The sequence below is a fragment of the Polaribacter sp. AHE13PA genome (assembly GCF_019278505.1).
GTDB lineage: Bacteria > Bacteroidota > Bacteroidia > Flavobacteriales > Flavobacteriaceae > Polaribacter.
On record NZ_CP058985.1, the window covers coordinates 780,646 to 805,876 of the forward strand.

Genomic DNA, 25,231 nt, shown 5'->3' on the forward strand with positions numbered 1-25,231 from the left:
CAGTCAAAAGTAAGTAAATGAACGAAATAAAAGACATTGTTTCAGATATAAAGAAAGGAATTATAAAGCCAATTTATTTTTTAATGGGTGATGAGCCTTATTATATTGATAAAATTTCTGACTATATAGAAGAACATATTTTAGAGGAAGCCGAAAAAGGGTTTAATCAGCAAGTAATGTATGGTAGAGATGCAAGCATAGAAGATATTGTTTCTGCTGCAAAACGTTACCCAATGATGGCGGAAAGACAGGTGATAATTGTTAAAGAAGCACAAGATTTAAGTAGAAATATAGAAAAGTTAGTTGCTTATGCAGAGACGCCACAACCAACCACTGTTTTAGTTTTTAACTATAAATATAAAAAACTTGATAAACGTAAAAAGCTACACAAAGCAATTGCAAAAACAGGTTTAATTTATGAAAGTAAAAAACTGTATGAGAATCAGGTTTCAGATTGGATTCGTAGAGTTTTAAGTGGTAAAAAATATAAAATAGAACCCAAAGCATCTCAGATGTTAGTAGAGTTTTTAGGTACAGATTTAAGTAAAATTTCTAACGAGTTAGATAAATTAATGCTAATTCTACCTAAAGAATCTATTATTAGTGATAAGCATATAGAAGACAATATTGGTATTTCTAAAGATTTTAATAATTTTGAATTGCGAAAAGCAGTAGGAGAGAAGGATATTGTAAAAGCGAATAGAATTATAAATTACTTTGCAGAAAACCCAAAGAATAATCCTTTGGTGATGACTATTTCTTTATTGAATGGATATTTTACACAACTCCTTTCTTTTCATGGTTTAAAAGACAAGTCTAAAAGTTCTGTAGCAAAAACATTAGGTGTTAATCCTTATTTTGTTGATGAATATTTTTTAGCCGCTAGAAATTACCCAATGCGTAAAGTGGCACAAATAATTGCTTTTTTAAGAGATGCAGATGTAAAAAGTAAAGGTGTGGGAGCAAGCCAATCTCAAAAAGATATATTAAAAGAATTATTGTTTAAAATATTACATTAAAATGAAAAATATTTTCGAAAAAGAAATTACAAACGACGTAATTAAAAGAATCAATAATTTATCTGCTACATCAAAACCAACTTGGGGGAAAATGTCTGTGTCTCAAATGTTAGCGCACTGTGCTGTTACTTATGAGATGGTTTTTACAGAAAAGTATCCAAAACCAAATGCTTTTACCAGATGGATTTTAAAAATGATTGTCAAAAAGATTGTGGTGTCGGAAAAGCCGTATGCTAAAAATGGAAGAACAGCAGCTCAATTCATTATTGCTGATGACAAGGAATTTGAAACTGAAAAGAAAACTTTAGTAGATTATATTATTAAAACCCAAGAATTAGGAGAAACTTATTTTGAGGGTAAAGAATCTAATTCTTTTGGTAAACTAACTGCTGTAGAATGGAATAATTCATTTTACAAGCATTTAGATCATCACTTAACTCAATTTGGAGTTTAGGTTTGCATATTTTTTATAAATAAAGAAAGCGAGTAATATTTATATATTGCTCGCTTTCTTTGTTTAAATTAATAATTATTGAGTTAGTTTAAAATCAATTTTTTAGTAAGAATTTGATTCTTTGCATCCTTAATTCTAATAAAATAAACACCTTTTTTAAATGCTGATATTTCAAAGTAATTGCTGTCTATTACTTCTTTAGAAAATGATTTTACTTGTTTTCCGGTAATATCAAAAATGGTAACTTCATTTGTTTTATCAGAAAGAACAAAGTGTGTTTTAGCCGGATTTGGATACAGCTTCATAGAACTTTTATCGTCTATCGTAAAATCATCCGAAGAAAGAGAAGCCGGATTATTTGCATACACTTTAAATTCACCTGGAGCTAACGATATACTAGCAGTTGTATTTGTAACTGTTATTGTAGTGTTGTCTTCTAATAAATTATACCAAGTACCTGTTTGTTGAAAAGCAGGAGAAATATTCTGCGTGGTTACTCCAAAATTACCGATAATAGTAATGTTTTGTATATCTGTAGCAGATGTATTTGTTAAATGAATTTTATTTAAGCCATTAGCATTGCCAACATCTAGAGTGAAATCTGAAGTTTCAAAAATATCATACTTCAGTTTTAATTGAATTAATTTAGACCAAGTTTCTTTTAAACTTTCTCTATTAACATTGTCTAAGTAGTTCCATAAAATTGGTTTATTACCTGTTCTACCATTTTCTTCTATAGAAATATCATACCCTAATTCTCCAAATTGCCATATCATTTTTGGACCTGGAACTGTAAAATAAAAAGCACCCGCTAATGCTTCTCTAGCTAATGCTGTATTTAAGTCTTTAACATTATAGCTTCCGTTTGCGTTACCAAATTGTATGTTTTTATACATTAAACGTTCTTCGTCATGGCTTTCCATATAGCTTACATTTGCTGGCACAGACCAACCTCTATTTTTGTAAGAAATCCAAGAAAAATCGGCTTCAGTTCCATAACCCATTGTAGCTTGGTTGTATTGATGGTTGTGGTTACCCCAAACCATAATTCCTTTTCCTTCATTTAATTTATAATTCACCCATTCAGTTTCCTCTTCATTGGTGCCTAAATGTTCGAAAATAATATAAAAATTAGGGTCTATTTCCCATTGATTATCAGCATATTCTTTTAAAACATCTACTCGGTCTTGCTGGTATGCATTTGTACAAGCATCACCAGAAGCACAGTTTTGAGTAAACCCTTTTGTTAAATCCCATCTAAAACCGTCAATTTTGTATTCGTCAATCCAATATTGAGAAACTCTTTTTACATAATCTTTTACAGTTTGTTTAGAGTGATTAAAATCGTTAAAAACACTGTAAGAATGTGTTGCTGTTGGATTGAAAAAAGGGCTATCTGAATTTGCTTGTCCGCCATAACCACCATTGTCTGTATTGTACATTCTATAATACGGATTTTGACCTGAAGCATGATTAAAAGCAACATCTATAATTACCGCAATTCCTCTTTTATGACATTCATCTATAAATTGTTTAAAAGAAGTAGTATTTCCATAATATTTGTCTAAAGCCATGTGAAAGGAAGGATTGTAACCCCAAGACTCGTTACCGTCAAACTCCATAACTGGTAAAAATTCGATAGCATTGATACCTAATCCTTCTAAATAATCTAATCTTGCTTTTATTGCATCATAAGAATGCAATGCATCAAAATCTCTTATTAAAAGCTCATAAATAACCAAGTCTGTTTTTTCTGGCTTCGTAAAGTTGGTAGTTTTCCAAACATAATCTGAATCTCCAGTTCTTAATAAAGTAACTGCGTGGTTGGTTTCTCCGGTAGGGTAACTTGGTAAATCAGGATAAGTTGTTGCATTTATATATTGATCATTATATTCATCTAAAATTACAGTAGAGTAAGGGTCTGCAACTCTTAAATCTGCATTAATAATATATTGATATGTATAATCTGTTTGCGGAGTTAAATTTGTAAGTTCTATCCAAAAACGATCTGTAGCACTGTCTTTTTTTAATAAATAAGTATTGTTGATTTGCCAGTTGTTAAAACTACCAATTAGGTGAACAAACTCTTTATTGGGTGCATAAAACACCAAAGTAGCTTTTGTATTGTCTGATGCGTTTAAATTAATTCCATCTTTCATTCCTGCAGGAACAGCTGCTTCTGAAACGGTTGGTTTTACAATTACTTTAAATGTTGTGCTTTTAGTTTCAGCGTTATTTGTAGCTTCTAAAATGAAAGAAGTACTTTCTGTAACAGTAGGACTGTAGTTGTATGTTGATGTATTATTTTGTTGATTAATAACAACTCCATTTGCTTTTAATACAAAGTTTGCAGATAATGAAGTAGTTGCTTCTATTGCTAAACTTTCTCCTGAATTTAGTATTGTTGTAGTAGTTGTAGGAGCATTTAAAGTTAGTTGATAAGCGCCAACTTCAAAATATTGGTCTTGCGTTTTTTTATCTCCAGAACCATCCTTAGCTTTAACTAACATACCAATACGTCCTAAACCAGTTCTGTTATAAAAAGTTGAGGGTTTAAGAGTTATTGAATACGTACCATTGCTATTATTTGTTAGTTTTTGAGTTTCGTTAGAGTTTGTCCAACTTCCATTTGTTGGAGAATCCATAGAGTTGCTGTCATCAATGTCATAAGACCAAGACCATAAATAGATATCTGAAACTCCCCAAGAAGCAGTTGTAATGCCTGAGACTGTAATTGTTATGTTATCACTCTCGTTAAAAGTAGTAGGGGAAACAGAAAAAATAGCATTTTGTACCTGACTGTAGCTTAAAGTAGTTATTAATAATAAAAGTAGTGTAATTTTTTTCATAAGTAATAGTGTTAAAAAACAAAGACTACCGCTTTTAGGGGTAGTCTTTGTAAAGTTTAAAAAAAAATTAATTTATTGTATACGTTGGATTTTCTGGATCTGTAAAGTTTAATACAAAAGAATAAGTTCCAGCAGTCGCTACTAAATTAGCTCCTCCATTATCTAAAAGTCCATCTGCATTGTCATCTCCATAATTTAATGCCCATGCTCCATTAGATCTAAATTTATATTCACCAGCTTTAAGAGCAACATTATTTAATATCCAAATATCATCATTAGGTTGAGACCAATCTCTTGTAAATAATACGTCTGGACCATCCCATCCATTAGGAGTTGCTTCTCCTACAAGTCCCCAAATATCTTCTATTGGTTCTAAAGAATAAGATAGATCGTTTAAGTTTACAGTAACAATATATCTACCAGCTGTAGTAGCAATATTAGGTCCAGATGCATCTAAGAATCCTGCAGCACCTGCTCCGTAACCTGCAGCCCAATCATTATTCATTCTAAATTTCATTTCACCATCTAATAATTTTACAATTCCTCTAAATTGATCTGAATAAGAATCGTAAGTAAGAGCAAAATCTGGAGTTTCTCCCCAATTATTATATGAAGAACCAACAATACCTAATGAGAAATCTTCTATTTTATAGGTGTTGCTATTTAAGTTCATGGTAATTTTATAAGCACCAGCCTCAACAACTATGTTACTTCCACCAGTATCTAAAGTTCCGTCTGCACCGTTATCTCCAAAATCATTGGTCCATTCATTGTTTTCCCTAAATTTAATTTCTCCATCAATTAAAGTAACATATGCAACTAAAACACCAGCTGTACTTGTTGTAAAGAATGGTAAATCAGGAGTTGCACCCCAGTCATTAGCTGCAGAACCTATAATTCCCCATGTAGTAGATAAATCTAAAATACTTGAGTATGGAGTTATATTAATTGTTTGTAAATTAGTATCAATTAACAATTGATTGCCAATAAAACCTTGTAATTTTATAGATAAATCTGAAGCAACATCTGCTTCTGCACCTAAAGCCAATGCAATAGAATTTAACTCTAAAGTTGTAAATGATTTCTCTAATTTGTCACCAATTTCTATGGTTTCTGCACTACTAAAATCTCCTGTGGCTAAATCTATTAAAATTTTATACGTTGGCACTGCATCAAAACCAAAATCTGGTGCTGTCCAATTTGTATTTAAAGCAATTTCATCTTGATTTTCCTCTAAAAGTACAATAGGTGTAGTTTCTTGAATAATCAACTCTGTTGTAGCTGCTACATCTGGGTTTATGATTACTCTGTCATTAATATCTTCACAACTGGTAAAACCAATTGATACAATAATAAGAGCGAATAATGAATTTATTATTTTTTTCATGTCTTTAGTTATTAGTATCCTGGATTTTGTGTTAAATTAGGATTCGTTGTTATAATATTGTTAGGTAAAGGAAAAAGATTTCTATAATCTTGAACTCCAGATCCGTTTTTAGAATTACCTTTAAAAGGCCATAAATAAGTATCAGAAGTAAAGTAGTTGTATCTTATTAAATCTGTTCTTCTTTGTCCTTCCCAATACAGCTCACGAGATCTTTCATCTAAAACAAATTCTAAAGTTAAGTCTGTTGTACTGATGTTTCCACTGGTATTTCCGAAAGCTCTTTCTCTTAATTCGTTAATTTTAGTTACAGCCAATCCTAAATCTCCGCCTCCGCCTCTAAGAGATGCTTCTGCGTAGTTTAAATAGATTTCTGCTAATCTTATTAACGGTAAATCTGTATCTACAAAATCTCCTGCAGCATCAGATCCTTGGTTTCCATTAGAATCGATGTTTTTAAATTTAGTAACAGCATATCCATTTTCAAAAGTAGGAATCTCTTCGATTTCTAAAGTTTGTCCATCTGAATGGAACATCCCTCTTTTATCGTTTGCATCAAATTTATTAACCAAGTTTTTGGTAGTTCTTAAGCCTCCCCAACCACCGTTTACACCAAACTCTGTAGCATTCATGTTGCCACCAATTGCAGCATGTACTAAAAATGTAGTACCTCCATAAGTTTGAGATCTAAGACCATCAAAATTTAATGCGAAAATAAATTCATTTTGTGCTCCGTTTGTATTGTTGTCTGCTAAGAAAAGTTCGTCATAAGCACTTCCGTTTCCATTAGCATCTGTAGTGTTAATAGAGTAACTAGAAGACATAACGTTGTTTGAAAAAGTTACTGCTTCTGCATATTTTGCTGTTCCAGTAAAAATTTCTGCATTTAAATATAATTTAGATAATAATGCCCAAGCTGCAACTTGATCTACTCTACCATACTCGCTAGATCCACTTACTTTTAATTCATCTTGAATTTCTAATAATTCAGTTTCAATAAAATTGAATATTTCTGTTCTTGATGCTTGCGTTGGCAACTCAGTAGAAACAGAAGTTACTAAAGGTACATTACCGTATATATCCATTAAGTTATAGTAAGCAAATGCTCTTAAAAAACGAGCTTCGGCAATATAACTTGCAACCTCCGTATCTGTTAAAACAGCTGCATTATTTATAAATGAGTTACAAAAAGATACTTCTTGTGCTAATCTATAGTACAATGCTTCAGAAAAATCATTACTACCAGACCAATACATTCCATGTAAATCTGGTAAACCTGCATCTCCCCAACCAACTACAGCGTGGTCTGTTGTTAATTCATTTAAGTTGAACAACATTCTAGAATATTGAGAAAAACCTTCATCGATATCTTGTATGTCTGCTTCTCCTGAAGGTCCTTTTTGGCCTGTTAAAGCTAAACTTGCATATAATTTAGCAAGTGCTCCTTGTGCTTCTGTAGCATTAGAAAACACATCTTGTTCTGTAAAACTATCTGGATCAATAGGTAATTGATTCAAATCTTCGTGACATGATATAACTCCTAAAGAGAATAACATGATTACAATTAAATATTTAAATTTTTGTTTCATTTTTCTTTTTATTAAAAGTTAACGTTTACGCCTAATACAAAAGATCTAGGTCTTGGGTAAAAATCATTATCGATTCCTAAGTTAATTTCTGGATCTAAACCATCATAATCGGTTATTGTTAAAACATTTTGTAATGATCCATAAAAACGAAACGTTGTGTTTTCTATCTTGTCTAAAGTATAACCAAGTGATATATTATCAATTTTAAAGAAAGAAGCGTCTTGTACAAAATGATCACTTAAAGCCGTTCTATCATTAATAACTGTAAAACCACTATTGTAGTAATCTGCATGTAAATTAGATAAGATGCTGTTGTTTGTAGCGTTTTTTTCAACACCTTTATTTGCAGCAACATCATTGTACATATAGTTACCAAAACTTGCTCTAGTTTGTATAGATACATCCCAGTTTTTGTAACTAGCACCTGTGTTAAAGCCCATTAAAACATCTCCAAAAGGGTCTTCATTAATGTATTTATCATCATCATTAATCATATTGTCGTTATTTCTATCAACAAATACGCCTTCTAAAGGTTTTCCATTGGCACCGTATACTTGTTGAAAAACTAAGAAACTATTTGCAGTTTCACCTTCTCTATGTACTTGTACATTATTACCAACACCTGTAGAGATTCCTCCTTGTGGTTGGTCTGCAGATAATTTGGTAATTTTATTATCATTTAATGAAATGTTGTAATCTACAGTCCATTCAAAATTATCTGTTCTAATAGGGGTTGTGTTTAAGTTAAACTCTAAACCTCTATTTTCCATATTACCAATGTTGGCGTTAATTCTGTTTCCAAAATTTGTAAAAGGATCTACAATAGAACTAGCAATAAGATCGTTTGTTTCTTTTAAATAAGCATTTACAGAACCTGTAATTCTTCTATCAAGAAAAGCAAAGTCTACACCAAGATTTAAAGTTCTTCCAACTTCCCAACGTAAATCTGTATTAATTGGTTCTGGTCTAAATGTTTGGTAAAAAGAGTTTCCGAATTGATAGTTAGCAGTATCTGTACTACCTTGATACCTAGTTAAAAACTGATAATCACCTAAACCATTAATATTACCTATTTCACCATAACCAACACGTAATTTTAATTCATTAAAGAAAGAATCTTCCATAAAATCTTCTTTATGAATGCTCCAAGCTGCAGCAAATGATGGGAAGAATCCCCAACGATCATCAGGGTTTAATTTAGATGAAGCATCCGCTCTTACTGTTGCTGTTAAATAGTATTTACCTTTATAATCGTAATTAGCACGACTAAAATATGATAATAACACATTTTTAGATTTATCTACAAATTCATAGGTATTACCATCTTCTTCTGCTTCACTATCATAACTATAGTTATCATATTCAAAAGACTGATATGCATAACCAGCAACTGCTGTGAAGTTATGCTTTTCATTAAAAGTTTTTGCGTACGTTAAGTAAGCGTCTAAAACTTTGTTGTCTGAATTTTGAGTAAATCTTGATAAAGAACCATTAAAAGTTGCATCTGAAGTTGGAATAAATTCTGAAGTAACTTTTCTACCATGACTGTTAGAAGTATCATACCCTAAGTTAACTGTTGCAGTTATATCTTCTAAACCATGAATTTTATAATCAAACTTTACATTACCTACAAAACGTCTAATTTCTGCAGAATCATCTATTAAGTCTAATAAAGCTAAAGGGTTTGTTGGTGCTAAGTTGTTTTGGTTTCCGGTACCGGCGTCTAACCATGCAAAGTAACCACCGTATTGAGAATTTGAATCATAAGGAGATTGTGTAGGATCAAAAGATACAGCTCCACCAATTGCACCTCTATCTGCAAATTCATTTTCTGTGTACATTCCTTTTACATTAAAATCTATCTTTAAATGTTCATCAAATAGAGTAGGAGATAAGTTCATAGAAGCAGTAGTACGTTGTAAGTTATCTCCTTTTAAGATTCCTTCATGTTCAGAATATCCTAAAGAAGCTCTCATTGGTATTCCATAAACTTTACCTAATGCACTAAAGTTATGATCTTGTCCTATAGCAGTTGTATAGATTTCTTCTTGCCAATCTGTTTCAGCAGTACCTAATAAAGCAACTTGATTAGGTGTACCAATATCATTTATTAAGCTTCTAAATTGATTTGCAGATAAAACATCTACTTTATCTCTTAATGTATAAACAGTTGTTTGAGAGCTTGCGTTAAACTTAAACTCACTGTCTTTCCCTTTTTTAGTAGTAATTAAAATTACCCCGTTTGCAGCTCTAGAACCATAAATAGCAGTAGAAGACGCATCTTTTAAAACTACAAATGTTTCAATATCATTAGGATTTATAAAGTTTAATGGATTTCTAGATCCATCAACACCACCATTGTCTAATGGGATACCATCTATAACATATAATGGTTGACTCTTTAAAGATAAAGAACCCGTACCACGAATGTTAATGGTTTGTCCATCTCCTGGGGCACCAGAACCTCCAATTACATTTACACCTGCAACTTTACCGCTAATAAGTGATTGTGCAGATACAATAGGTCCTTTGTTAAAATCTTTACTTGTTAGTAAATCTGTTGTACCTGTTAAATCTTCTTTTCTTACCGAACCATAACCAACTACAACTATTTCATCTAGAGATTCTAAAGATTCTTCTAAAACTACAGAAAGATTAAAATCTGTACCAATGGTAACCTCTTTGTCAGCAAAACCTAAATATCTAAAGACAAGTACGTTTCCTGTTTGTACCTTATCTAGAGTGAAGACTCCGTCAAAATCGGTTTGCATACCTCTAATAGTTCCTTTAATAACTACACTAACACCAGGCAAAGGATCGCCAGATGTTTTATCTTTTACAACTCCCTTAACAGTTTGTTGTGCAAACATGCTAAATGATGATGTTAAAAGAATTCCAATTAACAATAATTTAAATTTTTCCATGTATAATTTGTTAAATAATAACTTTAAATTTGACTTTTTTGATTACAATAAACTTACATTCCACATTGTAAATATATAGATTAGTAACATGTTTACAATATGATAAAAATCACGAAAACGTTTTCGTGTTAACAACTTTTTTTGAATTATTATTGCTAGATTAATAGAATTTAATTCTAATATTTTATTTTTGATAAATAATGAAGCAAAAAATTACCATAAAAACAATTGCTAAGGAATTAGGAGTCTCTACGTCTACCGTTTCAAAAGCTTTAAAAGACAGTCACGAAATAAGTAAAGAGACTAAAGAAAAAATTCAAGCTTATGCAGATTACTATAATTACAAACCTAATAGTTTAGCACTGCAACTTCGCAATCAAAAAACAAAAGTAATTGGTGTTATTTTACCTAAAATAGTACATCATTTTTTCTCTACCGTTATTATGGGGATAGAAGAAGGTGCTATTGAAAAAGGGTATCATATTATGGTTTGTTTCTCTAATGAATCTTATAAAAAAGAGGTAGAAACCTTAAAAGTGTTATCAAACGGAAGTGTAGATGGTTTAATTGTTTCGATTGCAAGTGGAACATTAGAAAATAAAGACTTTAAACATTTTGGAGATCTTGTTGCAGAAGAAATTCCGTTGGTCTTAATAGATAGAGTCGTAGATGAAATTTTGTGTGATAAAGTAGTGGTAGATGATGTTGGTGCTGGTTATAAAGCAACGAAGCATTTGTTAGAAAATGGTAGAAAAAAAATTGCGCTAATAACAACACCAAAGCACGTTAATGTTGGAGCTTTAAGAAGGCAAGGTTATGAGAAAGCATTGATAGAAGCCTATATTAAAACAGATTCTAATTTAATCCTTGAAATTGATGAGGAAGCTGATATCTCTGATCAAATAGAAAAAGTATTTGAACAAGATATTGATGCAGTGTTTGCTGTAAATGAAATTTATGCAGCTAAGGCAATGAGAGCAGCAAAACAAAAAGGACATAAAATACCAGAAGATTTTTCTGTAATAGGTTTTACAGATGGTTTAATCTCTAGATATTCTTCACCTTCTATTACAACAATAGCACAACATGGTTTTGTAATGGGGAAACAAGCAGTTGAACTTTTAATAGAACGAATAGAAAAAGAATCTGAAGTATTTAAACCTAAAAAAATCGTAATTTCTAGCGATTTAAAACTACGAGAATCTACGAAACCGTCGTCGTAGATTTTTACTTTCCTTTTCTTCACATATATAAAAAACACATATCTTTGTTAGATATTTACGATTTATCAATAAATTACATTCCACAAAATTTATGAATTGATAAGTCTAAACGCTTATCGTTATATTCACTTAATAGCATACGATAAATGGAAAAGCGTAAATTAAGTTTTTGGCAAATCTGGAACATGAGTTTTGGGTTTCTAGGAATACAAATGGGGTTTGCTCTACAAAATGCAAACGCAAGTAGAATTTTACAGATTTTTGGAGCTGATGTTCATGAACTTTCATGGTTTTGGATTATTGCACCATTAATGGGATTAATTGTTCAACCAATTATTGGGCATTATAGCGATAAAACTTGGGGGAAATTCGGTAGAAGAAAACCTTATTTTTTAGTAGGCGCTATTTTAGCTTCTATAGGTTTAGTTTTAATGCCACAAGCCGATATCTTTTTAGCCTTTTTACCAGCACTTTGGGTAGGAGCAGGTTTTTTAATGATTATGGATGCTTCTTTTAATATTGCCATGGAGCCTTTTAGGGCGTTAGTTGGTGATAATTTAAGAACAGACCAAAGAACGCAAGGTTTTAGTGTACAAACAGCTTTAATAGGTTTTGGAGCAGTAGTTGGTTCTTGGTTACCGTATGCATTACACCATTGGTTTGGTGTTTCTAATAGAACATCTTTAGGCGTTGTACCAGATAATTTAATTTGGTCATTTGTTATTGGTGCTGCAATTTTAATAATTTCTATTTTAGTTACAATAACCACTACAAAAGAATACTCACCAGAAGAATTAGCAAGTTTTGATGTGGATTCTGAAGAAGATATAGAAGAAGAAAGTTCTAGTTTGATGGATATTTTTGAAGATTTCAAAAAAATGCCAACAACAATGCGTCAATTAAGTTGGGTGCAGTTCTTTTCTTGGTTTGGTCTTTTTGGAATGTGGGTTTTTGCAACCCCTGCAATTGCACAACACATCTATGGTTTACCTTATACAGACAGTAGCAGTGCTACGTATCAAAATGCAGGAGATTGGGTAGGAATTCTTTTTGGAATTTACAATTTAGTATCAGCATTTTATGCATTTGCATTGCCTTACATCGCAAAGAAAATTGGAAGAAAAAGAACACACTCTATATCATTAATTATTGGTGGTTTAGGATTATTGTCAATTTATATAATGCCTAATGAAAACTGGTTAATAGTTTCTATGATTGGAATTGGAGTAGCTTGGGCAAGTATTTTAGCGATGCCTTATGCAATTTTAGCAGGTTCTATTTCTGCTAAAAAAATGGGTGTTTATATGGGAATTTTTAACTTCTTTATTGTTGTTCCTCAGATAATAAATGCTTTAATTGGTGGGCCATTAGTAAAGTATGCTTATAATAATGAAGCAATATTTGCTCTAATGATAAGTGGCGTTAGTTTTTTAATTGCTGCAGCATTGGTCTATAAAGTAAAAGATGTAGATGATGTTGTACAAGCAAAATTATAAGAACATAAATAAAATTAATTAGTTGTAAAACTAATATTATATCAAAATTAAAATATTAAAAGTAGATGAAAAAAGGATTTATATTCGATTTGGATGGGGTTATCGTAGAGACTGCGAAATATCATTATTTAGCGTGGAAAAAATTAGCAAACGAATTAGGTTTCGAATTTACCAAAGAACAAAACGAATTATTTAAAGGCGTAAGTAGAAAACGTTGTTTAGAGATTTTGTTAAAAATTGGAAAAAGAGAAGCAACTCAAAAAGAGTTTGATACTTGGATGGTCGAAAAAAACGTAGATTATTTAAAGTATATCGAAAACATGGATGCTTCAGAAATTTTACCTGATGTGCCTAAAGTATTGGCTTTTTTAAAAGAACAAAATATACCAATAGCCTTAGGTTCTGCAAGTAAAAATGCGCAACCTATTTTAGAAAAAGTTGGTTTACTGCACTATTTTGATGCTATTGTAGACGGAAACAATGTTACAAAAGCAAAACCAGATCCAGAAGTATTTCTTTTGGCAGCAAAACAATTAGGTGTAAATTCAGCTGATTGTGTAGTTTTTGAAGATGCAGTTGCAGGTGTAGAAGCGGCAAATGCAGCAAAAATGATCAGCATTGGTATTGGAGATAAAAAGATACTTTCTGAAGCAGTGCATAATTTTAATGACTTTACTGAAATCAGCACAGATTTTATACAGCAGTTGATTGATAAATAAGTCAACAGAAACAATAGAATAGAAAAAAATAAATTATAGAGCAAGAATCAGTCTAACTATATAGCTTCTATGTTCTAATATATTAAAAACACACAATGAATCAAGATTACATCATACCAAACGAATGGTCTATTATAGAAGAAGGCTTTAATTCAGACAAAGTAAAATCATCAGAAAGCTTGTTCAGTATTGGTAATGGCGCCATGGGACAAAGAGCTAATTTTGAAGAAAATTATTCAGGAGAAACTTTTCAAGGAAGTTATATTGGTGGTGTTTATTACCCAGATAAAACTAGAGTTGGGTGGTGGAAAAATGGATATCCAGAATATTTTGCAAAAGTATTAAATGCACCAAATTGGATTGGTATTAACGTATTGATCAACGATGAGAAATTAGATTTAAACACTTGTAAAGAGGTTTCTAAATTTAAAAGAGAACTCAACATGCAAGAAGGTTGGTTGTCTAGAAGTTTTGAAGCTGTTTTGCAAAACGGAATCAAGATTAAAGTAGCTACAAAGCGTTTTTTAAGTTTAGAGTTAGATGAAATTGGAGCCATTAGGTATAATATAACTCCATTAAAATCAGGTGCTAAAATAACGTATACTCCTTATATCGATGCAGGAATTACCAATGAAGATACTAATTGGGATGATCAGTTCTGGGATGTCTTAAAAGTATCTCAAAATAAGCAACAAGCTTACATTGAGGCAAGAACCATGAAAACACATTTTTATACATGTACTTTTATGGAGTCTCGTTTGTTTGTAGACAATAAAGAAGTAGAGTTACCTTGTAAAAGCGAGCAAACTTCAAATTTAATTTCTTGCACATATCAACAAGAAATTAAAGAAAATGAAACATTTACCATCCATAAATTTGGTGGTTATGTGGTTGATAGAGATTATGATAAAGACGCATTAGTTGCTGCTGCAAAAGTAGCTTTAGACAAAGCTGTAAGTTTTGGTTTTGATGTTTTATTAGAGAAACAAAAGGAATCTTGGGCACAAATATGGAGTATGAGTGACATTACCATAGAAGGTGATGTAAAAGCACAACAAGGAATCCGTTTTAATATTTTTCAATTAAACCAAACGTATTTAGGTACAGATGCTAGTTTAAATATAGGACCAAAAGGTTTTACAGGAGAAAAATATGGAGGAAGTACTTATTGGGATACCGAAGCATATTGTATTCCTTTTTACATGGCAACCAAAGACCAAGCTGTAGCAAGAACGTTGTTAGAATACAGATACAATCATTTAGACAAAGCTATTGAAAATGCAGAGAAGTTAGGTTTTACAAACGGAGCAGCATTGTACCCAATGGTTACCATGAATGGTGAGGAATGCCATAACGAGTGGGAAATTACTTTTGAAGAAATTCATAGAAATGGTGCCATCGCTTTTGCCATTTATAACTATCACCGTTTTACCGACGATTATTCTTACATTCCAGAAAAAGGATTGGAAGTTCTAATTGCCATTGCACGTTTTTGGCAACAAAGAGCTACTTTTTCTTCAGATAAAAACAAGTTTATGATTTTGGGTGTTACAGGTCCAAATGAATATGAGAATAACATCAATAATAACTTTTACACTAACTACATTGCAAAATGGTGTATTAATTATGCGTTAGAAAATATTGAAATTGTAAAAACAGATCATATTTCAGATTACATCAGAATTAAAGAAAAGGTAAATTTCTCTGATGAAGAATTGGCAAAATGGAAAAGTGTTGCAGATGGTATGTATTTTCCATATTCAGAAAAACACAATGTGTACTTACAACAAGATGGTTTCTTAGATAAAGAATTAATAACGGTTGCCGATTTAGATAAAAGTCAGAGACCGATTAACCAAAAATGGAGTTGGGACAGAATTTTACGTTCGCCGTACATAAAACAAGCAGATACTTTACAAGGTTTTTATATGTTCGAAGATGATTTTTCTACAGAAGAATTAGAGCGTCATTTCGATTTTTATGAGCCATATACAGTACACGAAAGTTCATTATCTCCTTGTGTGCATAGTATTCAGGCTGCAAAGTTAGATAGAATGGATCAGGCATATACGTTCTATTTACGTACTTCTCGTTTAGATTTAGACGATTATAATCACGAAGTAGAAGAAGGGTTACATATTACTTCTATGGCAGGAACTTGGATGAGTATTGTAGAAGGTTTTGGAGGAATGAGAGTGCAAAATAACACCCTTTCTTTTTCGCCAAAGATTCCTAAAGGATGGAAAGCGTATTCATTTAAAGTGAATTTTAGACATCAAGTTATTACAGTAAATGTTTCTCAAACAGGAACAGAATTTACATTGGAAGGAAAAGAAGCAATTGATATTTTAGTTGATGGAAAACAAGTAATTGTATCACCAAGTAAATAAATATAAATAGATACCTCAAAGGTTTTAGCTCCTTTGAGGTATTATATCATTAATAAAAATGAAAAACTTATTCTTAATTTTTGTTATTGTATTTTTGTTTTCATGCCAAAAAAGAGAACAAAATAAAATGGAGGTTACTAAGGAAATTACAGCAGTAATAAACGAAATTGAAAGAGTAGAACCACCAAATTGGTTTGTAGGTTTTAAGGATACTTCGTTGCAATTATTAGTAAAAGAAGAAAATATTGGTGATGCAATACCTTCTATTTCTTATGAAGGAGTTACTCTCGAAAAAGTGAACAAAGCTAGAAGTAATAATTATCTATTTATTGATTTAAAAATTGATGCGTCTACAAAAGCAGGGAAATTTAATATCGATTTTACTTTTACGGATGGCACAAAAAAAACACATACTTACGAGTTAAAATTAAGAGATAAAAAGTCGGACGATTTTATAGGTTTTAACAGTTCTGATGCTATTTATTTAATTACTCCAGATCGCTTTGCAAACGGAGATGATTCTAATAATATCAATACAGCATTAAAAGAAACAGATATAGACCGTTCTGATAATTACAAGCGTCATGGAGGCGATATACAAGGAATTATAAATCACATAGATTATATTTCAGAGCTTGGTTTTACAACTGTTTGGCCAACGCCTGTACTTTTAAATGATATGGCAGAAAGTTCGTATCATGGCTATGCAATTACAGATTATTATAAAGTAGATTCTCGTTTTGGAAATTTATCAGAATATAAAGAGTTAGCTGATAAATTAAGAAAAAAAGACATGAAATTAATCATGGACCAAGTTGCCAATCATTGTGGTATTGGACATTGGTGGATGGAAGACTTACCTTTTGGTGATTGGTTAAACAATCAAAAAAATTATGAAGAGAATATTGATAATTGGAACAATGAAACCAATATTGGGTCTAACCATAGAAGAACTACAAATCAAGATATATACGTATCAAAAGCAGATTTAAAAGGAAATAATGAAGGATGGTTTACACCTGCAATGCCAGACTTAAATCAGCGAAATCCGTTTCTAGCAAAATACATTATTCAAAATAGTATTTGGTGGATAGAAACCTTGGGTTTAGGAGGTATTCGACAAGATACATATCCATACCCAGATAAAAACTTTATGAGTGATTGGGCAGGAGCTATTATGCATGAATATCCTAATTTTTCTATTGTTGGGGAAGAGTGGAGTTACAATCCGTTAATTGTTGGTTATTGGCAAAAAGGGGCTAATAATAGAGATGGTTATGAATCTAACTTAAAATCTCCCATGGATTTCCCTATGCAAAAATTTATTGTAGAAGGCATCAATGAAGAAGAGTCTTGGGACAAAGGTTTGATAAAACTATATGAAGGTTTAGCCAATGACTTTCATTATGCATCGCCAAAAGATGTGTTTATCTTTTTAGATAATCATGATAAAACAAGGGTTTTTACAGAGCTTTGGGAAGATACTTCAAAAGTAAAAATGGGGTTGAGTTATATATTAACTTTACCTAGAATTCCTCAAATTTATTACGGTACAGAAATTTTAATGAATGATTCTGCAAACCCTGGAGATCATGGTTTAATACGAAGTGACTTTCCAGGAGGTTTTAAGGATGATGCTGTAAATGCTTTTACGGGTGAAGGATTAAATGAATATCAAAAAGACATGCAATCTTTTGTAACAAAGGTTTTGAATTATCGAAAAGAGAGTAAAGCAATTCATGATGGTAAAACCATTCATTTTGCTCCTTTTATGGGAACTTATTTCTTGTTTAGAACAAAGGATGATGAAACGGTTGTAAATATTATCAATAAAAATGACCAACCAATTACAATAGATTTAAAGCGATTTGAAGAGGTTGGATTAGAGGGGAAAACCTTAAAAAACATTATTACGGGCGATACTTTTATTTGGGGAAATGAAATTCATTTATCTGAAAAAGGTAGTGTTCTTTTAACAACAAAAATATAGGTAGTACGGTCTAAACCTTTTGAGGTTTTTAAACATAAAATATGAAGAATTATAAAATATTTTTTTTATTACTTTTTATAACAACTTTTTCGTTTTCACAGAATACAGACAGAGTCTTTAAAAGCATAAAACAAACAGTTAATGGTTTTAATATTAATGTGAATGATGGTTTGTACATTGTTACATTTTTAAACTCAAAAATTATAGAAACTAGCTTTATTCCTGCTGGTGAGCAGCAAATTAAAGAATCTCATGCGGTAGTTCTAAAACCATCAGAAGTAGATATTACCCCTGTAATTAGTGCAAATGAAAGTAATTTCTTTTCAGAAGGAATTACTGTACTTGTAAAACATAAACCTTTTCAAATTATTTATAAGTATAATGATGAGGTTGTTATCTCAGAAAAGGCAGGTTATTTTAAGTCGGAACACCAACCAATGGATTTGGTTAGAGGCAATATTGTTGCCGATAAAACGGATAAAATTGAATTCAATTTAACTTCAGATGAGGTCTTATATGGTGCAGGATCAAGAGCTTTGGGCATGAATAGAAGAGGCAATAGATTGCCGCTTTATAACAGAGCTCAGTATGGTTATGAAACACATGCGGAGTTAATGAATTTTACGATTCCTTTGGTCATTTCTTCAAAAAAATACATGCTTCATTTTGACAATGCCCCTATTGGTTATTTAGATTTAGACAGTAAAAAAGACAACACATTAACGTACGAAACTATTTCAGGAAGAAAAACGTACCAAGTTATTGTTGGTGATTCTTGGCTAGAATTGGTTGACAATTATACAGATTTAACAGGAAAACAGCCTTTACCAGCTCGTTGGACTTTAGGAAATTTTTCGAGTAGATTTGGTTATCATTCTCAAGAAGAAACAGAAGTAACAATTGCAAAATTTAAAGAAGAAAAAATACCTGTAGATGCAGTGATTTTAGACTTGTATTGGTTTGGAAAAGAGTTGCAAGGAACCATGGGGAATTTGGAAGTTTACAAAGATTCTTTCCCAGATATGAAAGGAATGATTTCTGGACTTAAAGACAAAGGTGTGAAAACGGTTTTAATTACAGAACCTTTTATTTTATCTACTTCTAAAAAATGGGATGAAGCTGTAGCCAAAAAAGTTTTAGCAACAGATTCAATCGGAAATCCTGCAAAATATGATTTCTATTTTGGAAATACAGGTATAGTAGATATTTATAAAAAAGAAGGGAAAGAATGGTTCTGGAGCATATATAAAGAACTTATAAATATAGGAGCAAAAGGACTTTGGGGAGATTTAGGAGAGCCAGAGGTTTTGCCTTCTTGGGTCAATTTTCAAGATAAAAAAGCAGACGAAATTCATAATATTTACGGGCATGATTGGGCACGTTTAATTTTTGAAGGATATCAAAAAGATTTTTCGAATGAAAGACCTTTTATTTTAATGCGAGCAGGTTATTCTGGGTCGCAACGTTTTGGGATGATTCCTTGGTCTGGAGATGTTAACAGAACTTGGGGAGGATTACAATCTCAACCAGAAATTTCCTTACAAATGGGAATGCAAGGTTTGGGATACATGCATTCTGATTTAGGCGGTTTTGCTGGCGCAAATTTAAATGATAATTTATATATCCGTTGGTTACAATATGGTGTTTTTCAACCGATATTTAGACCTCATGCTCAAGAAGATGTTGCAAGTGAACCTGTTTTTAGAAGTGATAGAGCTAAGAAATTGACAAAAAAAGCAATTGAATTACGCTATAAATTATTGCCATATAATTACAATGTAGCGTTTGAGAACAATCAAAAAGGAACGCCTTTGATGCGACCTATCTTTTTTGAAGAAGACAATGAAAGATTGATGACTAATTCATCAACCTATTTATGGGGAAAAGATTTTTTAATCACACCAATTTTAAAAGATTCGGTAGCAAGCAAAGAAATTTATTTTCCAAATACAGCCAATTGGTTTAATTTTTATACAGATGAAAAAGTTATTGGTGGACAAACAAAATCCGTTGAATTAGATGAAGCAACAATTCCTACTTATGTTAGAGGAGGTGCTTTTATACCGATGGCAAAATTAGTACAGACTACAGGTGCTTATAAAGGTGATGTTTTAGAAGTTCATTATTATTTAGATACTTCTGTTAAAGAAAGTAAAAGAACATTTTATAATGATAATGGTTTGCTTTCTAAAGCATTTGAAAAAGGAGCTTATGAAATTCTAGAATTTAAGTCTAAATTAACCAAACGTTGCTTAGAATTTGAAATGAAAGCAGCATTTGGTGAAAATTGGAATCCAGAGCAAAAAGAAATTACGTTGGTATTGCATAATATCAATTGGAATCCTAAAAAGATAAAAGTTGATGGAAAAAGAAGACGAATTTTATCAGAAAAAAACACTCTTACAATTCCATTAAATTGGAATTCTAAGAAAGAATTAAAAGTAAAAATTTTATTAAAATAAGAAATCAATTATGAAAAAAATATACAGCGTTATATCTGTTTCAGTGTTAGCAATAATAATTGGTTGTTCAACAGAAAAAACACCAAAAATTAAGAAGATGAATTCAAATCAAGAGAAAAAAACAGTGGTTTATCAGGTATTTACACGATTATTCGGTAATACAAATACCACTAATAAACCTTGGGGAACTATTGAAGAAAATGGTGTTGGTAAATTCAATGATTTTACTGATAAAGCCTTGTCTGAAATTAAAGATTTAGGAGTTACACATATTTGGTACACAGGTGTTCCGCACCATGATGTAATTAGAGATTATACCGCGTTTGGCATTTCAAATGACGATCCAGATATTGTAAAAGGTAGAGCAGGATCTCCATATGCAGTAAAAGATTATTACAATGTTAATCCAGATTTAGCAGTAAATGTAGAAAACAGATTAGAAGAATTTGAGGCTTTAATAGCGCGTTCTCATAAAAACGGATTAAAAGTAATTATAGATATTGTACCAAATCACGTTGCTAGAAATTATCAAAGCTTATCTAACCCAGAAGGGACTAAAGATTTTGGAGCAGATGATGATAAAAAAGTGGAGTATAATGTAGATAATAACTTTTATTATGTGCCTAATGAAGCTTTCCTAGTACCAGACTTTTTAAATGGATATGCGCCTTTAGGCGGAGAAAAAAATCCGTTATCAGATAATAAATTTGATGAAAACCCAGCAAAATGGACAGGTAATGGTTCACGAGCTGCAAAACCTCATTTTAATGATTGGTATGAAACTGTAAAAGTAAATTATGGGATTTCTCCTGATGGGAAAAAAGATTTTGAAGAATTACCAGAAGGTTTTGATAATGAAGATTACAAAAAACACTTTGAGTTTTGGCAAGATAAAAAAGTGCCTAGTTCTTGGATTAAATTTAGAGATATTGCATTGTATTGGACCGCAAAAGGTGTAGACGGATTTAGATACGATATGGCAGAAATGGTGCCTGTAGAGTTTTGGAGTTTTATGAATTCTGCCATTAAAATGAAGAATGAAGATGCTTTTCTATTGGCAGAAGTGTACAACCCAAATGAATATAGAAATTATATTAGAAAAGGAAAAATGGATTATTTGTATGACAAAGTGCAGTTGTATGATACCATAAAAAATATTATGCAAGGTCATGGATTAACAGATCATATTGCGCCAATTCAAGAAGATCTAAAAGATATTGAACACAATATGTTACATTTCTTAGAAAACCATGATGAACAAAGAATTGCAAGTCCAGAATTTGCGGGAGATGCTTTAAAAGGAAAACCAGCAATGGTGGTTTCTGCAACAATTTCTACGGCACCAACAATGGTGTATTTCGGGCAAGAATTTGGAGAACCAGGTGCAGAAAATGCGGGGTTTGGAACTCCATCTAGAACTTCAATTTTCGATTATATTGGTGTGCCTACATTACAACGTTGGGTAAATGATAAAGAGTATGATGGAGGCCAATCTACAGATCAAGAAAAATCATTAAGAGATTTTTACAAACGTTTGCTAAACTTTACCATTAAAAGTGATGCTTTAATGGGCGAGTATCAAGATATTCATCATTTTAATCGTGAAAATACAGAATGGTATAATGAAAGAGTTGCTTCTTATGTAAGATGGAATGATGATGAAAAATTAATTATAGTTTCTAATTTTAATGCTCATGATACTTATGGTTTCGAGTTAGGTTTACCACAAGATATTATTGCAAAATGGAACTTAAAAGAGGGGGAATATCAAGTAGAAGATCAATTGTATAAAGAGTATTCATCAACTTTAAAAGTAAAAAACGGAGAAGCTAGAGTTAGAGTAGATCTAAAACCATTAGAATCATTTATCCTTAAAGTTAAGTATTAATAACATAAAACTCAAAGGTTTTAAAACTTTTGAGGTTTAAAACATAAAATATAATTATGAAGAACCTTGTTTTTTTCATCTTCTTAGCATCTATTTTTAGTTGTAAAGAAAATTCATCAAAAGAAAAAGTAGCAACACAAACTGCTCAAAAAGAGTTTGTTTGGAAAGGCGCAAATATTTATTTTTTATTGACAGACCGCTTTAATAACGGAGATACCTCCAATGATATTAATTTTGAAAGGACTAAAGAAACAGGGAAGTTACGTGGTTTTAAAGGTGGAGATATTAAAGGAATTACTCAAAAAATAAAAGAAGGTTATTTTACCAAGTTAGGAATTAATGCTATTTGGATGACGCCAATTGTAGAGCAAATTCATGGTGGAACCGATGAAGGAACTGGAGTATCTTATGGTTTTCATGGCTATTGGACAATAGATTGGACAAGTATAGATCCAAATTTTGGGACTAAGGAAGACTTGAAAGAATTGGTGGCTATTGCGCATAAAAACGGAATTCGTATTTTATTAGATGCCGTTATCAATCACACAGGGCCTGTTACAGAAAAAGATCCTGTATGGCCTTCAGATTGGGTAAGAACAGAGCCTACGTGTACGTATGATTCATATGAGCATACGGTTTCTTGTACGTTGGTAGAGAATTTACCAGACATTAAAACAGAAAGTAATAATGCTGTAGAATTGCCAATTCAGTTGGTAGAAAAGTGGAAAGCAGAAGGACGTTACGAGCTAGAAGTAAAAGAATTAGAGGAGTTTTTTACAAGAACTGGTCACCCAAGAGCACCTCGCTTTTACATTATGAAATGGCTAACGGATTATATTACTGAATTTGGAATTGATGGTTACAGGGTAGACACCGTAAAACATACAGAAGAATTTGTATGGCAAGAATTTAAGCAAGAGTGTGATGCCGCTTTTGCTATTTATAAAAAAAATAATCCTGAGAAAGTTTTAGATGAAAATAATTTTTATTTAGTAGGCGAGGTGTATAATTACACGATATCAGATGGAAAAGAATTTGATTTAGGTGGAGAAAAAATTAATTATTATGACAATGCTTTTCAAAGTTTAATCAATTTTGAATTGAAATGGAATGTGAAACAAATGGCAGAAACAGCTGTTTTTCAAAAATACGATTCACTTTTAAATACAGATTTTAAGGGATACGGAATTTTGAATTATCTAACCTCTCATGATGATGGTCAGCCTTTTGATAAAGAAAGAGAGCAGCCTTATAAAACAGCCACTATGTTGCTATTAACTCCGGGGACTTCACAAGTATATTATGGAGATGAATCGGCAAGAAATTTAATAATAGAAGACGCTGTTGGCGATGCAACCTTGCGTTCTTTTATGAATTGGGAAGACATTCAATCGAAAGAAGAAACTCAGAAAATTTTAGAGCATTGGCAAAAATTAGGTCAGTTTAGAGCCAATCATCCAGCGGTAGGTGCAGGGAAACACTCCCTTATTTCAAAAGAAAATGGAGTTGTTTTTTCGAGAGTTAGAAAAGAAGATAAAATTATTGTGGGTATCAATTTACAGAAAGGAAATAAAGAAATTGAGGTTTTATCATTATTTAAAAATGGAGAGAAATTGAATGATTTTTATTCTAACCAAACTGTAGAAGTGAAAGACGGAAAAGTCGTTGTAAACTCAGAATTTGATCTTGTTTTGTTAGAAAAACAGTAAATTTTAATTATTAAACTAGTAATACAAACGTTCAAAATTTATTTTTGGACGTTTTTATGTATACTAATTTATTTTCAGGGCGTTACCTAAAGGTCGGGCTTTACACTATATCTTTTTGAGAAAAACAAAAAGGATGCCGTTTCAATCCCTAACGCAAGGACGTTTGCTAACAAAAGAGTAAAATAAAAGAATGAATAGAATTTTAAAAATTATATAAAGAAGTCTGTTTTTAGATTGTATTTTATTTTCATTTTTCTGTTTTAAAAAAAAAGAAAAGTCTATAAAAAAAATAATAAAAAATCCGCAAAAATAGCACAAACAGAGCGTACTTTTGTACTTGCTAAAAAACAATGTATTTAAAAGCAATTTAACTAGCAATTATTCATAAAGTAAGTGCCTACTACAAATTGGCATAATTAATGAATAGATAAACAAAGTAAGTGTGTTATTTAGATATTACAAAAAAAAGTTGTAAATTATAATATCAAGTGCACAAAAAGAAGTATCATTTAAGTTGGTTGCTGTCAGCTTAAATCGATATTTTTTTGAGAAAATAAAGAGTCATTTTGTAAAATGACAAATAAAGAAATAATATGGGGACATTAGTAAATAATTATATTTTTAAAGCATTAGAGAGCTACCCTTTCGATTTGGAGGAGGTAATGGAGGCTTTAAATTTTGCATTATCTTATGATGATAAAAATACAATGGCATTAACTTTAATGGGTAGGGTTTATGCGGAAAAGTTGTATAAATATGAAGAAGCAATTGTGTATTTTAAACAAGCTTTGGCAGAAAATATTCATGCTTTTGAGGTATATACACCTTATATTAATACACTTCTATGGAATGAAGATTATAAAGAAGTAGAAGATTTTATAGATTTTGCTTTAACTGTAAAAGGATCTGATAAAGCACTTTTATATCTAAAGAAAGCAATTTTGCATGAGCAATTAAAAGACTATAAAACAGCGCTTACTTTTATAAAGTTAGCAAAAGAGCATACTTTTAATTCAGAATTTATGGCAGATATTGTTATCGAAAAAGAGAGAATAAAAGGAAAAATGCCTAAGAAAAAGAAAGCAAAAGCAACAAAGAAATCAGGTAAGACTTCTAAAAACAAGAAATAAGTAAA

15 protein-coding genes are annotated in these 25,231 nt (G+C 31.4%); 11 read left to right on the forward strand and 4 right to left on the reverse strand.

Annotated features, from left to right (window positions below; genetic code table 11):
* Nucleotides 1-17: 17 nt before the first annotated feature.
* Together holA and H0I28_RS03435 are read left to right on the forward strand one after the other, a co-directional pair.
* The gene (gene holA / locus H0I28_RS03430) at nt 18-1,019 is read left to right on the forward strand and encodes a DNA polymerase III subunit delta (RefSeq protein ID WP_218760485.1); all 1,002 of its coding nucleotides are present in this window, start codon (nt 18-20) and stop codon (nt 1,017-1,019) included.
* Nucleotide 1,020: 1 nt separating this feature from the next.
* On the forward strand, nt 1,021-1,473 hold the full coding sequence (locus tag H0I28_RS03435) for a DUF1569 domain-containing protein (protein ID WP_218733377.1): 453 nt from the start codon (nt 1,021-1,023) through the stop codon (nt 1,471-1,473).
* Between the two features lie 83 nt (nt 1,474-1,556).
* Here H0I28_RS03435 and H0I28_RS03440 read toward each other — a convergent pair whose 3' ends face one another.
* The 4 genes from H0I28_RS03440 to H0I28_RS03455 all read right to left on the reverse strand — a co-directional run bounded on the left by H0I28_RS03440 (nt 1,557) and on the right by H0I28_RS03455 (nt 10,219).
* A complete protein-coding gene (locus tag H0I28_RS03440; RefSeq protein WP_218760487.1) occupies nt 1,557-4,322 on the reverse strand; it encodes an alpha-amylase family glycosyl hydrolase in 2,766 nt (921 codons plus the stop codon).
* A 67-nt stretch (nt 4,323-4,389) separates the two neighbouring features.
* Entirely contained in the window at nt 4,390-5,709 is a 1,320-nt protein-coding gene (locus tag H0I28_RS03445) for a SusE domain-containing protein (RefSeq protein ID WP_218760488.1), read from the reverse strand.
* Between the two features lie 11 nt (nt 5,710-5,720).
* Nucleotides 5,721-7,295, reverse strand: coding sequence for a RagB/SusD family nutrient uptake outer membrane protein (locus H0I28_RS03450; protein WP_218760489.1), 1,575 nt, complete (start codon nt 7,293-7,295; stop codon nt 5,721-5,723).
* Between the two features lie 11 nt (nt 7,296-7,306).
* Nucleotides 7,307-10,219 (reverse strand): SusC/RagA family TonB-linked outer membrane protein, encoded by a 2,913-nt coding sequence (locus H0I28_RS03455; RefSeq protein ID WP_218760490.1) that lies wholly within the window; start codon nt 10,217-10,219, stop codon nt 7,307-7,309.
* Between the two features lie 200 nt (nt 10,220-10,419).
* Between H0I28_RS03455 and H0I28_RS03460 the strand changes: the two genes are divergently transcribed.
* From H0I28_RS03460 to H0I28_RS03500, 9 genes are all read left to right on the forward strand, one after another.
* Entirely contained in the window at nt 10,420-11,442 is a 1,023-nt protein-coding gene (locus H0I28_RS03460) for a LacI family DNA-binding transcriptional regulator (protein ID WP_218733387.1), read from the forward strand.
* 146 nt (nt 11,443-11,588) lie between these two features.
* Nucleotides 11,589-12,938: an MFS transporter gene (locus tag H0I28_RS03465; protein WP_218760491.1), complete on the forward strand. Its 1,350-nt coding sequence runs from the start codon at nt 11,589-11,591 to the stop codon at nt 12,936-12,938.
* 65 nt (nt 12,939-13,003) lie between these two features.
* Complete coding sequence (pgmB, locus tag H0I28_RS03470; RefSeq protein ID WP_218760492.1) at nt 13,004-13,657, forward strand: beta-phosphoglucomutase; 654 nt, start codon at nt 13,004-13,006, stop codon at nt 13,655-13,657.
* A gap of 95 nt (nt 13,658-13,752) precedes the next feature.
* A complete protein-coding gene (locus H0I28_RS03475; protein ID WP_218760493.1) occupies nt 13,753-16,047 on the forward strand; it encodes a glycoside hydrolase family 65 protein in 2,295 nt (764 codons plus the stop codon).
* Nucleotides 16,048-16,105: 58 nt separating this feature from the next.
* Entirely contained in the window at nt 16,106-18,037 is a 1,932-nt protein-coding gene (locus tag H0I28_RS03480; protein ID WP_218760494.1) for a glycoside hydrolase family 13 protein, read from the forward strand.
* A 41-nt stretch (nt 18,038-18,078) separates the two neighbouring features.
* Complete coding sequence (locus tag H0I28_RS03485) at nt 18,079-20,499, forward strand: TIM-barrel domain-containing protein (RefSeq protein ID WP_218760495.1); 2,421 nt, start codon at nt 18,079-18,081, stop codon at nt 20,497-20,499.
* Between the two features lie 10 nt (nt 20,500-20,509).
* Complete coding sequence (locus H0I28_RS03490; protein WP_218760497.1) at nt 20,510-22,387, forward strand: alpha-amylase family glycosyl hydrolase; 1,878 nt, start codon at nt 20,510-20,512, stop codon at nt 22,385-22,387.
* Nucleotides 22,388-22,443: 56 nt separating this feature from the next.
* Nucleotides 22,444-24,096: an alpha-amylase family glycosyl hydrolase gene (locus H0I28_RS03495; protein ID WP_218760499.1), complete on the forward strand. Its 1,653-nt coding sequence runs from the start codon at nt 22,444-22,446 to the stop codon at nt 24,094-24,096.
* Between the two features lie 593 nt (nt 24,097-24,689).
* Nucleotides 24,690-25,226 carry a M48 family metallopeptidase gene (locus H0I28_RS03500; protein ID WP_218760501.1) on the forward strand — a complete coding sequence of 179 codons (537 nt, stop codon included), beginning with the start codon at nt 24,690-24,692 and terminating at the stop codon, nt 25,224-25,226.
* Nucleotides 25,227-25,231: the final 5 nt, after the last annotated feature.

Coding starts and splice junctions, on each gene's coding strand:
- H0I28_RS03435 (WP_218733377.1), top strand. CDS start 1,021: ATGAAAAATATTTTCGAAAAAGAAATTACAAACGACGTAATTAAAAGA.
- H0I28_RS03475 (WP_218760493.1), top strand. CDS start 13,753: ATGAATCAAGATTACATCATACCAAACGAATGGTCTATTATAGAAGAA.
- H0I28_RS03440 (WP_218760487.1), bottom strand. CDS start 4,322: ATGAAAAAAATTACACTACTTTTATTATTAATAACTACTTTAAGCTAC.
- H0I28_RS03485 (WP_218760495.1), top strand. CDS start 18,079: ATGAAGAATTATAAAATATTTTTTTTATTACTTTTTATAACAACTTTT.
- H0I28_RS03490 (WP_218760497.1), top strand. CDS start 20,510: ATGAAAAAAATATACAGCGTTATATCTGTTTCAGTGTTAGCAATAATA.
- H0I28_RS03465 (WP_218760491.1), top strand. CDS start 11,589: ATGGAAAAGCGTAAATTAAGTTTTTGGCAAATCTGGAACATGAGTTTT.
- H0I28_RS03450 (WP_218760489.1), bottom strand. CDS start 7,295: ATGAAACAAAAATTTAAATATTTAATTGTAATCATGTTATTCTCTTTA.
- holA (WP_218760485.1), top strand. CDS start 18: ATGAACGAAATAAAAGACATTGTTTCAGATATAAAGAAAGGAATTATA.
- H0I28_RS03460 (WP_218733387.1), top strand. CDS start 10,420: ATGAAGCAAAAAATTACCATAAAAACAATTGCTAAGGAATTAGGAGTC.
- H0I28_RS03500 (WP_218760501.1), top strand. CDS start 24,690: ATGGGGACATTAGTAAATAATTATATTTTTAAAGCATTAGAGAGCTAC.
- H0I28_RS03495 (WP_218760499.1), top strand. CDS start 22,444: ATGAAGAACCTTGTTTTTTTCATCTTCTTAGCATCTATTTTTAGTTGT.
- H0I28_RS03455 (WP_218760490.1), bottom strand. CDS start 10,219: ATGGAAAAATTTAAATTATTGTTAATTGGAATTCTTTTAACATCATCA.
- H0I28_RS03480 (WP_218760494.1), top strand. CDS start 16,106: ATGAAAAACTTATTCTTAATTTTTGTTATTGTATTTTTGTTTTCATGC.
- pgmB (WP_218760492.1), top strand. CDS start 13,004: ATGAAAAAAGGATTTATATTCGATTTGGATGGGGTTATCGTAGAGACT.
- H0I28_RS03445 (WP_218760488.1), bottom strand. CDS start 5,709: ATGAAAAAAATAATAAATTCATTATTCGCTCTTATTATTGTATCAATT.